This window comes from Amycolatopsis balhimycina FH 1894, assembly GCF_000384295.1.
GTDB classification, from domain to species: domain Bacteria; phylum Actinomycetota; class Actinomycetes; order Mycobacteriales; family Pseudonocardiaceae; genus Amycolatopsis; species Amycolatopsis balhimycina.
In genome coordinates, this window is the sequence record NZ_KB913037.1 from 5,637,210 (window position 1) to 5,649,486 (window position 12,277).

Here is a 12,277-nt window from a genome sequence, read left to right on the forward strand (position 1 = left end):
GAAATCGAAGGAAGGGACACCGATGGAACTCGTTCTGGAGCTGCAGGCGATGGAGACCCCCGAGGTACTCGACGGCGGCCACGGCGGTGGCGGCTGCGGCACGTCGAACCTGAGCCTGCTCGCCGGCTGCGCCCACAGCACCCTCAGCCTGCTGACCTGCTGGTGACCTCCTGGATCGTCGGCAAGTAGTCCCGAGGTGAACGGTGCGGGAGCGGCACAGGCCAAGTGCGCCGCTCCCGCACGTTCATTCTGGCTCCGGCACCGCCTCGGCGGTACCTCTTCCGAAGGAGTGAGATGCGCGGGCACGCCGATCGGCTGCTGATCAGGGCGACCGGTCTCGATCGCCTCCGGCTGGCCGCCGTCGTGGCCGCCGCGCTGGTCGCCACCGCGGCCGGCCTGTTCCTCCCCGGCGCGCTCGCGGCCGCGGTGGACGCCGTGGTCGCGGGCCGTCCGAGCGGACGCGAAGTCTCCTCGCTGCTGCTCGCCGGCGGCGCGGAGATCGCCGCCGACGTCGTGGGCGGGATCCTGACCACCCGCGTGACCGCGACGGCATCCGCCTGGTTGCGCCGCACCGTTTTCGGCAAGCTCCTGGCCCTGGGCACCCGCTCGCACTTCGCCGAGGGCGACGCGATCAGCCGCCTCACCGGCGACTGCACCGGCGCCGGCGGCATCGTCACGATCATCATCCAGTGCGGCTCGACGCTGGTGATCTCGTCCGGCGCCGTCGCGCTGCTCGCTCTGCTGGACTGGCGGCTGGCGCTGGTGTTCCTGGGCAGCATCCCGTTCGCCTTGCTGCTCGCCCGCAGCCACCTCCGCCGCACCGCCGACGACGTCCTCACCTACCAGCGGGTTTCCGGCGAAATCGCGGCCAGGATGGTCGACGCGGTCGCCGGCCTCCGCACGATCGCCGCGTCCGGCACGGCCGAACGCGAAGCCGAGCGCGTCCTGCGCCCGCTGCCGAAGCTGACGCTCGCCGGTCGCGGCTTGTGGCGCACCCAAGCCCGGATGGTCTGGCGCGCCGGCCTGCTGACGCCGGCGGTCGAGCTGTCCGTGCTGGCCGCGGCCGGCTTCGGCGTCCTCGAGGGCCGGCTGAGCGTCGGCGATGTCGTCGCCACCCTCGGCTACGTCGCGCTCGGCCTCGGCCTGGTCACCCAGATTCCGCTGCTCACCATGCTGTCCCGGGCGCGCGGCTGCGCCGAACGGCTCGCCGAGGTACTCGACCGGCCCGAACCCATGCCCGGCAAGCTCCCGCTCCTGCCCGGCGACGGCACGGTGGAGCTCCGCCACGTCGGCATCACCGGCGCGCTGACGGAAGTCGACCTGTGCGTCGACGGTGGCACCTTCGTCGCAGTCGTCGGCCGGTCCGGCGCCGGGAAGTCGGCGCTGGCCGGCGTACTCGGCGGCCTGATCACGCCCGACGAAGGCCAGGTTCTCCTCGACGGTCGTCCGCTCGACCAGATCCGTCCCGAGGAACTGCGCGCGGCGTTCGGCTACGCCTTCGAACGGCCCGCCCTTCTCGGCGCAACGGTCGTCGAAGCGGTCGGCTACGGCTCGTGGGCCGGCGAATCCGCCGTCCGCAGCGCGTGCCGGACCGCTCAGGTCGACGAAGTCGTCGTCCGGCTTCCCGAGGGCTACCGCACTCCGTTGACCGAGACGCCGCTTTCGGGCGGCGAAGCCCAGCGGCTCGGGCTCGCCCGGGCAATCGTGCGCAACCCGCGCGTCCTGATCTTCGACGACGCCACGGCCAGTCTGGACACGGTCACCGAAGCAGCGGTCGAGCGAGCCGTGGCGGGCGCCATGCCGGGTCGCACGCGCGTCGTCGTGACGCACCGGGTGAGCACAGCGGCTCGTGCGGACCTGGTGGTCTGGCTCGAGGACGGCCGGATCCGCGCGGTCGCCCCCCACACCGCACTCTGGCAAGAGCCGGGTTTCCGGGGTGTCTTCACGGAGGACGACCAGTGAGCCTGCGCCGCTTGTACTGGTCCGCGCTCGCCGGGCAGTGGCGTGGCGGTGCCGTGCTGCTCCTGTGTTCGCTGCTCGAAGGCGTACCGGCTTTCTTCTCGGGGCGGCTCGTCGAGCAGTCCGTGGACCGAGGTTTCGCAGTCGGCGACCCCGCGGCCGGGCTCGGCTGGCTCGCGTTGTTCGGCCTGGCTGCCGTGCTCGGCGCGTTCGGTGCCCGGATGGTGTGGCACCAGCTCGGCAAGGTCGTCGAACCCCTGCGCGACGCCTTGGTGACGGCGGTCGTCCGCGGCGTGCTGCACAACGAGTCCCCGCCGCGCAACCAGCCGGACTCCAGCGGAGTCGCCCGGATCACGCAGCACGTCGAGGTGGTCCGCGACGCGACCGCCGGCTTGCTGGTGCAGGCCCGCGGCATGCTGGTGACGACGACCGCCGCGCTCGCCGGCCTCTTGACCGTCGCCGGCGCTCTCGTGGTGCCGGTTGCCGTGCCGGTGATCTCCGCGCTGATCACCTTTGCCTGCCTCCTGCCCTCGCTCGCCCGTCGTCAGCGCGTGCTGGCACTGGCCGACGAGCAGACGGCTGCGACGGCCGGTGCTTCTCTGGCCGGGATGCGCGACATCGTGGCGTGCGGTGCCGAGCCGATCGCCGCACTGGCGATGGACGACGCGGTCGACGCCCAGGGGGACGCCGCCATCCGCGTGGCGCGCTCAAGTGCCCTCCGCGCGCTGGTCGTCTCGCTCGGGGGGTTCGCCCCGTTGCTTCTCGCGCTGGCGTTGGCCCCAGCGCTGGTGGGCCGCGGCGAGCTGACTGCGGGGGCCGCCCTCGGCGCGCTGGTCTACCTGGCCACGACGATGCAACCGGCGCTGCGCGGCCTAGCGGCCACGGCCGGCACTGTCGTCCTGCGCCTGCTGGTCGCGCTCCGCCGGCTGGCGGAAACGGCCGAGCTGCCCGACGTTGCCGATGGGACGGCGACCCCGCGCGGCACCGACGTCCGGGTGCATGGGCTGACGTTCGGTTGGGGCGCGGCGGCCGAACCTGTGGTCCGCGAGCTGGACCTGGCGCTGCGGCCCGGTGAGCCCCTCGCCGTCGTCGGGCCGAGTGGCATTGGCAAGTCGACATTGGCCGGCTTGCTCACCGGGATGCTCACGCCGCAGGCAGGCCGGGTACTGCTGGGCGGCGTCCCGGTCCGGGACGTGCCCGCGGCGCTCCGGCACGAGCTCGTGGCGCTGATCCCGCAAGAGGCGTACATCTTCGCGGGAACGGTACGGGACAACGTGAGCATGTTCGCCCCGTCCGCTTCGGACGACGCATTGTCGGCCGCCGTGGACGCGGTGGGCGCGGGCGCGTTGCTGGAGCGCCTGGGCGGACTCGACGCCGAGGTCGGTCACGGCGGCGAAGGTCTCTCCGCGGGCGAAGCGCAGTTGCTCGCGTTGGCCAGGGTGTACGCCGGTTCGGCGCAACTAGTGGTTCTCGATGAAGCGACCTCCCATCTCGACCCGGTGTCGGAAGCCCGTGCGGAGCGGGCCTTTGCCGCGCGGGGTGGTGTTCTCGTCGTAATCGCGCACCGGTTGTCTTCGGCCTTGCGCGCGGATCGTGTGCTCGTCATGGACGGCCGCGAGACCGCGTTGGGCAGCCACGCCGACCTCCTGGCCGGCTCGGCACGATACGCGGAACTCATGCAGGCCTGGGCGACACCGGCGGCTGGGGAACCAGCTGTCGATGCCACCTCGATGGCGGGTGTGGGCAGCGAACCGGCCCCCGGTACCAGGGGCCGGCCGCTTGCTGGCAGTCGCGGGGCCACTGCCGGGGCGCCTTCCGGCAACGGCCCCGCGATTTCTGCCGAGGGTCGTGGTGCTGCCGTCTGCGGGACGCCTGCCGGAGACGGGTTCACAACCACTATGAGTCCACCTGCGGGGACGGGTTCGGTGACCGCCGCCGGGGCGCCTGCCGCCGAGGAGTCCGGTACCGTGCCCGGGCCGTCCGCCCATCCGGATTCTGCCGAGACCGGATTGACGCCTAGGCCGCCATCCGTGCCGCGAGCCGCTCGGGTGAGCTGACTGCTCGTCCAGTGTGGACTGGTTTCATGTGCTGCCAGCTTATCGCCGTCAAGGGGTCGCGGAAGCCCCCGGCGCGAATCTGTGGATAACTCGCCGATCTTCGCCGGGCCTGTGGACAACTCGGACCGATCGGCCGTTTCTGTCGGTGCCGTGGGGCATCATCGAAAGCGCGGGAAGAACACAGCCCGGAACCGGCTCCGTCAGAAAGGAGGTGACCCGGCGGCGGTGCGCGTCAGCCGGGCTGCAGTGCTTCCAGCGCCTCACGCAGCTTGCCGGAAACCGGTGTCGGCCGGCGGGACTCGCGGTCCACGAAGACGTGCACGAAGTGCCCTTCCGCGACCAGGGACTCGTCGGCGGCGTACATCCCGATTTCGTAGCGGACGCTGGACTTCCCGAGGTGCGCCACCCGCAACCCGACCCGAAGCGAACCAGGAAAGGAAACCGATGAGTGATACCTGCAGCGGGATTCGACGCACAGCCCGATCACCGCCCCGGCTTCGATGTCGAGGCCGCCCTGCTCGATCAGCCACGTGTTGATCACGGTGTCCATCAGCGAGTAGTGCACGACGTTGTTGACGTGTCCGTAGACGTCGTTGTCCTTCCAGCGCAACGGAACCGTCTGCCAGTGCGGGTACTCGCTCACCACAGCGACACCGATTCGCGCAGGATGCCCGACAGGTCCTCTGTGGACGCCTCGCGCGGTGCGGTGGCCAGCAGGCGTTGCTGCTTGAGGGTTCCCTCCACCAGTGAGTCCACATCGGACTCCGTGTAGCCGACGGCGCCGATGCCGTCCGGGATGCCGATCTGGCGCATCAGGTCGATCAGCACCGCGGGCAGGTGGTCGGCGAAGTCGCCGGGCCACTCGAAGTCGGGCGCCAGCAGGCGTGCGACCCGGAGGTGGCGGTCCGGTGCCGCGGCGAACGTGAAGCGGAACGCCGCGGGTGCGGTCAGCGAGACGGCCATGCCGTGCGGCACCATGGGTTCTTCGCCCGGGTAGCCGTCCGGGTGGAAATCCCTGACCTGCCCGGCGATCGGGTACGCGTTCGCGTGCGGGATGTGGACACCGGCGTTGCCGAACCCGAGGCCGGCGAACGTCGCGGCCAAGGCCATGGCTTCACGCGCCTTGAGGTCGGAACCGTCGCGCACGGCGGCGGGGAGCGCCCACGACAGCAACCGCAGTGACTGCTCGGCGAACATGTCGGCCAGCGGGTTCGAGCCGCAGTACGGCACGCGCTGCTCCGGGCGTTTGCGCTCGAACTCCGTGTACGGCTTGGCGGTGTAGCTCTCGGCGGCGTGGCACAGGATGTCCATGCCGCTGGCCGCCGTCACGCCGGCCGGCTGGCTGACGGTGAGACGCGGGTCGACGACGGCCAGGGCCGGGCGCAGCCGCAGGTGGCTGATCCCGCTCTTGACGCGCAGGGACAGCACGTCCAGGACGCAGACCGTGGTGCTCTCGGAGCCGGTGCCGGTCGTGGTCGGCACCGCGACCAGTGGCTTCAGCGGGCGGTCCGGCGCGCGGCCGCCGCCGACGGGTGCGTTGACGTAGTCCATCAGCTCGCCGTCGTTGCTGGTGAGCAGGTTCGCCGCCTTGGCGGTGTCGATGGCCGACCCGCCGCCGACGGCGACGAATGCGTCGTACGGGCCGGTTCCGCGGGCGAAGTCAACCGCCTTCTGCATGCTGACATCGGTGGGTTCGACGTGTACACCGTCGAAGATCTCGGTCTCGATGCCGTAGCCGGCGATGCCGTCGGCGATGCGGCGTGGCCAGCCGGTCGCGGCTACCTGCGGGTCCGTCACCACGAGCACGCGGTGCGCGCCGTACTGCGTGAGGTCGTAGCCGATCTCGTCGCTCGCACCGGTGCCGTACTTCAAGGCTGGTGCGCCATAAGTAAAAACAGTTTCATGTTCTGTCACGGTCAAGTCTGCGGTCCTCGCTCCCTTGATCGGCTGTCAGTCGGTCAAAGCGGACATTCGGCCTATCCTTGCCGGGTTTCGGCGAAGATCACTTGACTGCACTGAACGGTGCCCGCCTAAGCTCTCCTCATTAGATACCAACTGGGAGCGACCGTCGCCCAGACGGCCGTGCGGATCCTGACCGAGGCGCGTGTCCGCCGCGTGTACGCGGTGGTCGGTGAGTCCTTCCTGGAACTGCTCGACGCCTTGCAGCGCGAGCGGGAGATCACGCTGGTTTCGGCGCGTCACGACGCGGGCGCGGCGTTCATGGCGGAGGCGGAGGGCAAGCTCACCGAGCGTCCCGCCGTGCTGCTCGCCAGCCGCGGGCCGAGCGCGGCGAGCCTGGCGATCGGCGTCCAAACGGCCTACCAGGACGAGACTCCGATGGTCGTGATCCTGGAGACACCGGCGCTCGCGCCGGTGCCGTCGTCGTCCGGGGAGCTGCCGACGTCGGACCTCACGGCCATGTTCGAGTCGATCGCCAAGTCGACACTGCGGGTGACCGATCCGGACAGCCTGCCCGGGCTGCTCGCGCACGCGCTGACGACGTCGCAGGAGGGACGGCCCGGGCCGGTCGTGCTCGGCGTGCCCTGCGACGTCTGGGGCATGCCCTACGACGCGGCGAAGCCGATGGCGCGGGTCCGGCCGCCGGCGTCCGGCACGCTGGGCCGTTCGGCGGACGCCGTGGCGCAGCTGGTGGACGAGGCCAAATACCCCGTGGTCATCGTCGGCGGCCGGGCGCGGTCCGCGCGGGACGAGCTGATCGCGGTGGCCGACGAGCTCGCGCTGCCCGTCTACAACGCCTTCCGTCGGCAGGACGCCTTCCCGGAGAACCACGCCCGTTACGCCGGCCACCTCGGGCTCGGCATCCCGGCCCGGCAGCTGGACGCGCTGGAGCGCGCCGACCTGGTCCTCGCGCTCGGCACCCAGCTCGACGAGGTGACGACCCAGGCCTACCGCTACCCGACGGCCCAGCAGACGCTGGTCATGGTCGGCACTGGCATCGATGTCAGCCCGAAACGGCGGGGGCTGACCTTCCGCGTCGACTCCGAGGTCGAGCCGTTCCTGCGGGAGCTGCGGGCGGTGGCGTCGCCGCGGACGAGGCGGGCTTCGGCGGCGAACGCGGCCGTCCACACCTTCATGACCCCGCCCGACACCAGCGGCAACACCCGGGTGCACCCGGTCGACGTCGTCCGGGCGCTGCGGAAGCTGGCGCCCGAGGACACCATTGTGACCAGCGACGCCGGCAACTTCGCGCAGTTCATGCACCGGTACTGGTGCTTCACCGCGCCGCGCAGCCAGCTCGGCCCGAGCAACGCCGCGATGGGGTATGCCGTGCCGGCCGCCGTGGCGGCGAAGCTGGCCGAGCCGCGGCGGACCGTCGTGGCCATGGTCGGGGACGCCGGCACGCTGATGACCGGCCAGGAGATCGAAACGGCCGTCCGGTACCGGGCGCCGGTGATGGTGGTCGTGTTCCAGAACGGCGTGCACGGGGCGCTCGCCATGCACCAGGCCCGCACGTACGGCCGGCTTTCCGGGGTGTCCGTCCCGCTGACCGACTTCGCTTCGTGGGCGCGTGGACTCGGCGCGGCAGGGTACACCGTGGACGATCGCGAAGAGCTCGAGCCGATCATCGCCAGCGCCCTCGTGCGGCAACGTCCGTGCGTCATCGATGTGCGCACAGACCCCGACGTCGTGACCCCGGACGTGCGGATTTCGGCCCTGCTCGGGCAGGCTCGTCCGCAACCTCCCGCCCAGTAAGGGTTTTGCTCGGTTTCATTCCGGAAAACGCTGGGAATGTCGTGTGGTAGCAGGGCGTTGGCTCAGGTAATCTGGCGGTGTTCCGGTGGTGGTTCGCCGCTGAACCTTCCCGGCCGGGTCCCGGCGGGAGACAGCCGGTTTCTGTCGGTGCCGCACGGCACCATCACGGTCATCACCCGCGCCGAAGCGGGCAGGGAACGAGGGGAGTTTCGACGTGACCGATCACCAGCACGCATCCGAAGCAGCGCGGAAGTCCTCCGGCGTCGTACCGGTGCTGTTCAGCGCGAGCGCGGAGGCCCACGACGACGCGGTGGTGGCCGCGGACCGGGACACGACCTGGCGGTCGCCGTTCGCGAGCGAGGGGCTGCGCCCGGCGAGTGGCGAATAGCTCACCCCTCACGGGTGAAGACCGCTTGTCCACCCTGGTCCAAGTGTGCTTTACTGTTCTAGGTCTCGATTTTTGTGTTCGTGTTAAGTCACGCTCGCAGAACTCAGCGGGCGTAGTGTCTCCTCACCGAGGAAGCAAACCGTCCCGGTGCTGACCCGGGTCGCCGAAGTGGCTTCCTGTTTTTTTGGTGTTACACATGGAGACTTTTTTATGACTCAGGGCACTGTGAAGTGGTTCAACTCCGAGAAGGGGTTCGGCTTCATCACCCCCGACAACGGTGGCGGCGACGTCTTCGTTCACTACAGCGAGATCCAGGGTAACGGCTTCAAGAGCCTGGAAGAGAACGCTCGCGTCGAGTTCGAGATCGGCCAGGGCCAGAAGGGCCCGCAGGCCACGTCGGTCACCTTGATCTGACTTTGATCTTGGGAAAGGGCCGTCACCCGTTCGGGGTGGCGGCCCTTTTCGTAAGCTCCACACCATGATCGAGCACGGCTACACCGTCTCCGGGATGAGCTGCGGACACTGCGCGCAGTCGGTCGCCGAAGAAATCACGGCGCTGCCCGGAGTGACCGAAGTGGACGTCGACGTCCCGGCCGGCCGGGTCACCGTTCGCGCTGACACCGCATTGGCGGAAGACGACGTCCGCGCCGCTGTCGAAGAGGCGGGCTTCACCTACGAGGGCGCGGCAAAGCTCGTCTCGTAGCCTCCTGCCAGGGTTTCACCTCCGGTTGGTTCTTCTCCGCCGACGCCGGCTCGGCGACCCGGCGACATCTTCCAGGTTGGACTGTCCACCGGATGACACGCCGCCGGTGTGATCTTCGACGCCTCGGTGCCGTTCGACTGCAACGCCCTGCAACCCTTCCGCCCGCGCCGGATCGTGGAGTCTCCTGATCCTCCGGTCAAGGAGGTCAGGTGGGCGAAACGGTGGCGGGGATCGTCGCGAACCCGGCTTCGGGGCGGGACATCCGCCGGCTGGTCGCGCAGGCGTCCGTGTTCCCCACCGCGGAGAAGGCGAACATGGTCCAGCGGCTGCTGGCGGCGTTCGCCGTGGCCGGGCTCGACCGGGCCCTCGTCTCCACGGACCTCGGCGGTATCTCCGCCGCGGTTCTGCGCGCTCTCGGCCGGGGCGGTACCTGGCCCGAAGTCGACTTCTGCGAGGACGACCCGCTCACCGGCACCGCCGCCGACACGACGAACGCGGTCCGCCGGATGGTCGAGGCGGGCGCCGGGGTCATCGTCGTCCTCGGCGGCGACGGAACTGCCCGTGTCGCGGCCGCGGCCTGCGAAGACGTGCCGATTCTCGCCCTCTCCACCGGGACCAACAACGTCTTCCCGCAGATGCGGGAGGCCACCGTGGCCGGCCTGGCCGCCGGGCTGATCGCCACCGGGCAGATCGATCCCGACCTCGTCACCCACCGCGTCAGCATGCTCGAAGTCGTCACCAAGGCGCGCCGAGAGATCGCGCTCGTCGACGTCTGCGTGTCGCTGAGCAGGCACATCGGCGCGCGGGCGCTGTGGGACCCGTCCTCGCTCACCGAGCTGTACTGCACCTTCGCCGAGCCGGACGCCATCGGCCTGTCGAGCGTGCCCGGTCAGCTCTGCCCGAGCCCGCGGTCCAGCCCGGACGGCGTCGCGCTGCAGCTCGGACCGGTCGGGGAGACGCCGTATGTCGTGCACGCGCCGATCGCGCCCGGTCTCGTCCGCCCGGTCGGCGTCAAAGGCTGGGGCGTGCTCCGGCCCGGCGTGCGCGTCGAGCTGGCCGCGGCGGGTGGCGTCATCGCGCTCGACGGCGAGCGCGAACTCGAGCTGAAGACCGGCGAAAGCGCGTTCGTCGAGCTCAAGCCGGACGGCCCGTGGGTCGTGGACGTCCGGGTGGCGATGGCGGAAGCCGCGCGGAAAGGGCTGTTGCGCACGGATACCGAACAAGGGAAGGAGCGTCGAAGATGACGGACACCCTGCGGGAGGCGTATCGCCTGATGCGCACCATCCGGGTCTTCGAAGAGCGGGTGCACGACGAGTTCGCGACCGGCGAAATCCCGGGTTTCGTGCACCTCTACGCCGGTGAGGAGGCTTCGGCCGCCGGCGTCTGCCTCCACCTCGACGACCGTGACGCCATCGCCAGCACCCACCGCGGCCACGGGCACTGCATCGCCAAGGGTGTCGACGTCAAGGCCATGATGGCCGAGATCTACGGCCGCAAGACAGGATCCTGTCACGGCAAGGGTGGCTCGATGCACATCGCCGACCTCTCGAAGGGCATGCTCGGCGCCAACGGGATCGTCGGCGGTGGCCCACCACTCATCTGCGGCACCGCGCTCGCCGCGAAACAGCAGGACACCGGCGGTGTCGGCGTCGCGTTCTTCGGTGACGGTGCCAGCAACCAGGGGACGACGCTGGAGGCGCTGAACCTCGCGTCCGTCTGGAACCTCCCGGCGATCTTCGTCGCGGAGAACAACGGCTACGCCGAAGCGACGTCGAGTGCGTGGTCGGTCGCGTCGGACAACATCGCCGACCGGGCCGCCGGGTTCGGCATGCCCGGCGTGATCGTCGACGGATTCGACTTCTTCGCCGTGCACGAAGCGGCGGGCGAGGCGATCGACCGGGCCCGCGAAGGCGGCGGCCCGACCCTGATCGAGGTCAAGTTCACCCGCTACTTCGGGCACTTCGAGGGCGACCAGCAGACCTACCGCGCCGGCGAAGCCGCCCACGCCCGCGAGAACCTCGACTGCCTCAAGCAGTTCCGCGCCCGCGTCGCCGACAGCGGTGAGCTGCCCGAACACGTCCTCGACGACATAGACACCGAAGTCGCGAAGCTCATCGAGGACGCCGTCTCCGAGGCGAAGGCCGCGCCGAAACCCACCCGGGAAGACCTCGAAACCGACGTCTACGTCTCGTACTGAGCACCGGAAGGAGCCGTCGTGCGCACGATCAGCTACCGCGAGGCGATCAACGAGGCACTCGCGCAGGAGATGGAACGCGACGAGTCGGTCATCGTGATGGGCGAGGACAACGCGGGCGGCGCCGGCAGTCCGGGGGAGAGCGACGCCTGGGGTGGCGTCCTCGGTGTCACCAAAGGCCTCTTCCCCAAGTTCCCCGGCCGGGTGCTGGACACGCCGATCTCCGAGTCGGCTTTCGTCGGCGCGGCGATCGGCGCCGCGACGCGCGGGCAGCGGCCGGTCGCGGAACTGATGTTCATCGACTTCATGGGCGTCTGCTTCGACCAGATCTTCAACCAGGCGGCCAAGTTCCGGTACATGTTCGGCGGCAACGCCCGGACGCCGGTGGTGATCCGCACGATGTACGGCGCCGGCCTGCGGGCCGCGGCGCAGCATTCGCAGTGCCTGTACCCCGTCTTCACGCACATCCCCGGCCTGAAGGTCGTCGTGCCGTCGAGCCCGTACGAGGCGAAAGGCCTGCTCATCCAGGCGATCCGGGACGACGACCCGGTGATCTTCTGCGAGCACAAGGCGTTGTACGACACCCGCGGCGAGGTCCCGGAGGACAGCTACACGATCCCGTTCGGCGAAGCGAACGTCGTGCGCGACGGCGGTGACGTGACGATCGTCGCCATCGGCCGCATGGTCGCGATGGCCGAAGAAGCGGCGAAAGAGCTGGCCGCCAACGGTGTCGAGGCCGAGATCCTCGATCCGCGCACCACCAGCCCGCTCGACACCGAAACCATCTTGGAGGGCGTCGGGAACACAGGACGGCTCGTCGTGGTCGACGAGGCCTCGCCGCGCTGCAACCTCGCCACGGACATCTCGGCGCTCGTCGCGAAGGAGGCGTTCGGCTCGCTTCGGGCGCCGATCGAGATGGTGACGCCGCCGCACACGCCGGTGCCGTTCTCCGACGCGCTCGAGGACCTCTACATCCCGGACGCGCAGAAGGTGCTCAACGCGGCGAAGGCGGTCGTGGAGTACCGGCGATGATCCGGCGCGTCACGATGCCCAAGTGGGGCCGGGCGGACGCCGTGCTGCCGCCGCCGGAGAACGCGTTGCCCGAGGTCCGGTACGTCGAAGACGCCGGGCACCTGGTCCATCTGGAAGCCCCCGGTGCCGTCGTCGCCGCGATCACCGCCGGAGGCCGCTGAAGGGCTCTTCGCCGGTACCTCCCTGACCGGCGAAGAGTCCTTCGGCGAGATGGCCGCCATCTTCCGATC

General features: G+C 70.2%; 13 protein-coding genes. 11 read left to right on the forward strand and 2 right to left on the reverse strand.

Going from position 1 to position 12,277, the window contains the following annotated elements; genetic code table 11:
• The first annotated feature begins 22 nt into the window (after positions 1–22).
• The 3 genes from A3CE_RS56710 to A3CE_RS0125435 all read left to right on the forward strand — a co-directional run bounded on the left by A3CE_RS56710 (position 23) and on the right by A3CE_RS0125435 (position 4,016).
• Positions 23–166 carry a SapB/AmfS family lanthipeptide gene (locus tag A3CE_RS56710; protein WP_020642933.1) on the forward strand — a complete coding sequence of 48 codons (144 nt, stop codon included), beginning with the start codon at positions 23–25 and terminating at the stop codon, positions 164–166.
• Between the two features lie 128 nt (positions 167–294).
• Complete coding sequence (locus A3CE_RS0125430) at positions 295–1,962, forward strand: ABC transporter ATP-binding protein (protein ID WP_020642934.1); 1,668 nt, start codon at positions 295–297, stop codon at positions 1,960–1,962.
• Complete coding sequence (locus tag A3CE_RS0125435) at positions 1,959–4,016, forward strand: ATP-binding cassette domain-containing protein (RefSeq protein WP_020642935.1); 2,058 nt, start codon at positions 1,959–1,961, stop codon at positions 4,014–4,016. Before A3CE_RS0125430 ends, A3CE_RS0125435 begins: the two co-directional genes overlap by 4 nt.
• A 232-nt stretch (positions 4,017–4,248) precedes the next feature.
• Here A3CE_RS0125435 and A3CE_RS0125440 read toward each other — a convergent pair whose 3' ends face one another.
• Positions 4,249–4,662, reverse strand: coding sequence for an acyl-CoA thioesterase (locus A3CE_RS0125440; RefSeq protein WP_020642936.1), 414 nt, complete (start codon positions 4,660–4,662; stop codon positions 4,249–4,251).
• Positions 4,656–5,936: a hydroxyacid-oxoacid transhydrogenase gene (locus A3CE_RS0125445; RefSeq protein ID WP_026468844.1), complete on the reverse strand. Its 1,281-nt coding sequence runs from the start codon at positions 5,934–5,936 to the stop codon at positions 4,656–4,658. The genes A3CE_RS0125440 and A3CE_RS0125445 overlap by 7 nt, the downstream gene beginning before the upstream one ends.
• A 135-nt stretch (positions 5,937–6,071) precedes the next feature.
• On the opposite strand from A3CE_RS0125445, the gene A3CE_RS0125450 reads away from it, so the two are divergent.
• The 8 genes from A3CE_RS0125450 to A3CE_RS56715 all read left to right on the forward strand — a co-directional run bounded on the left by A3CE_RS0125450 (position 6,072) and on the right by A3CE_RS56715 (position 12,208).
• A complete protein-coding gene (locus tag A3CE_RS0125450; RefSeq protein WP_084641784.1) occupies positions 6,072–7,730 on the forward strand; it encodes a thiamine pyrophosphate-binding protein in 1,659 nt (552 codons plus the stop codon).
• A 214-nt stretch (positions 7,731–7,944) separates the two neighbouring features.
• On the forward strand, positions 7,945–8,118 hold the full coding sequence (locus A3CE_RS57465) for a hypothetical protein (RefSeq protein ID WP_020642939.1): 174 nt from the start codon (positions 7,945–7,947) through the stop codon (positions 8,116–8,118).
• Between the two features lie 210 nt (positions 8,119–8,328).
• On the forward strand, positions 8,329–8,532 hold the full coding sequence (locus A3CE_RS0125460) for a cold-shock protein (RefSeq protein ID WP_020642940.1): 204 nt from the start codon (positions 8,329–8,331) through the stop codon (positions 8,530–8,532).
• Positions 8,533–8,596: 64 nt separating this feature from the next.
• Positions 8,597–8,821: a heavy-metal-associated domain-containing protein gene (locus tag A3CE_RS0125465; RefSeq protein ID WP_020642941.1), complete on the forward strand. Its 225-nt coding sequence runs from the start codon at positions 8,597–8,599 to the stop codon at positions 8,819–8,821.
• Between the two features lie 209 nt (positions 8,822–9,030).
• Entirely contained in the window at positions 9,031–10,065 is a 1,035-nt protein-coding gene (locus A3CE_RS0125470) for an ATP-NAD kinase family protein (RefSeq protein WP_020642942.1), read from the forward strand.
• Positions 10,062–11,018 carry a thiamine pyrophosphate-dependent dehydrogenase E1 component subunit alpha gene (locus tag A3CE_RS0125475; protein ID WP_020642943.1) on the forward strand — a complete coding sequence of 319 codons (957 nt, stop codon included), beginning with the start codon at positions 10,062–10,064 and terminating at the stop codon, positions 11,016–11,018. The genes A3CE_RS0125470 and A3CE_RS0125475 overlap by 4 nt, the downstream gene beginning before the upstream one ends.
• A gap of 18 nt (positions 11,019–11,036) precedes the next feature.
• Positions 11,037–12,047 carry an alpha-ketoacid dehydrogenase subunit beta gene (locus tag A3CE_RS0125480; RefSeq protein ID WP_020642944.1) on the forward strand — a complete coding sequence of 337 codons (1,011 nt, stop codon included), beginning with the start codon at positions 11,037–11,039 and terminating at the stop codon, positions 12,045–12,047.
• Positions 12,044–12,208, forward strand: a complete 165-nt coding sequence (locus tag A3CE_RS56715) for a hypothetical protein (protein WP_020642945.1) — start codon at positions 12,044–12,046, stop codon at positions 12,206–12,208. The genes A3CE_RS0125480 and A3CE_RS56715 overlap by 4 nt, the downstream gene beginning before the upstream one ends.
• The last annotated feature ends 69 nt before the right edge of the window (positions 12,209–12,277 follow it).

Bases quoted from the DNA above. Each gene is read 5' to 3' on its own strand.
- A3CE_RS56710 (WP_020642933.1), top strand. From the start codon at position 23: ATGGAACTCGTTCTGGAGCTGCAGGCGATGGAGACCCCCGAGGTACTC.
- A3CE_RS0125430 (WP_020642934.1), top strand. From the start codon at position 295: ATGCGCGGGCACGCCGATCGGCTGCTGATCAGGGCGACCGGTCTCGAT.
- A3CE_RS0125460 (WP_020642940.1), top strand. From the start codon at position 8,329: ATGACTCAGGGCACTGTGAAGTGGTTCAACTCCGAGAAGGGGTTCGGC.
- A3CE_RS0125465 (WP_020642941.1), top strand. From the start codon at position 8,597: ATGATCGAGCACGGCTACACCGTCTCCGGGATGAGCTGCGGACACTGC.
- A3CE_RS0125475 (WP_020642943.1), top strand. From the start codon at position 10,062: ATGACGGACACCCTGCGGGAGGCGTATCGCCTGATGCGCACCATCCGG.
- A3CE_RS56715 (WP_020642945.1), top strand. From the start codon at position 12,044: ATGATCCGGCGCGTCACGATGCCCAAGTGGGGCCGGGCGGACGCCGTG.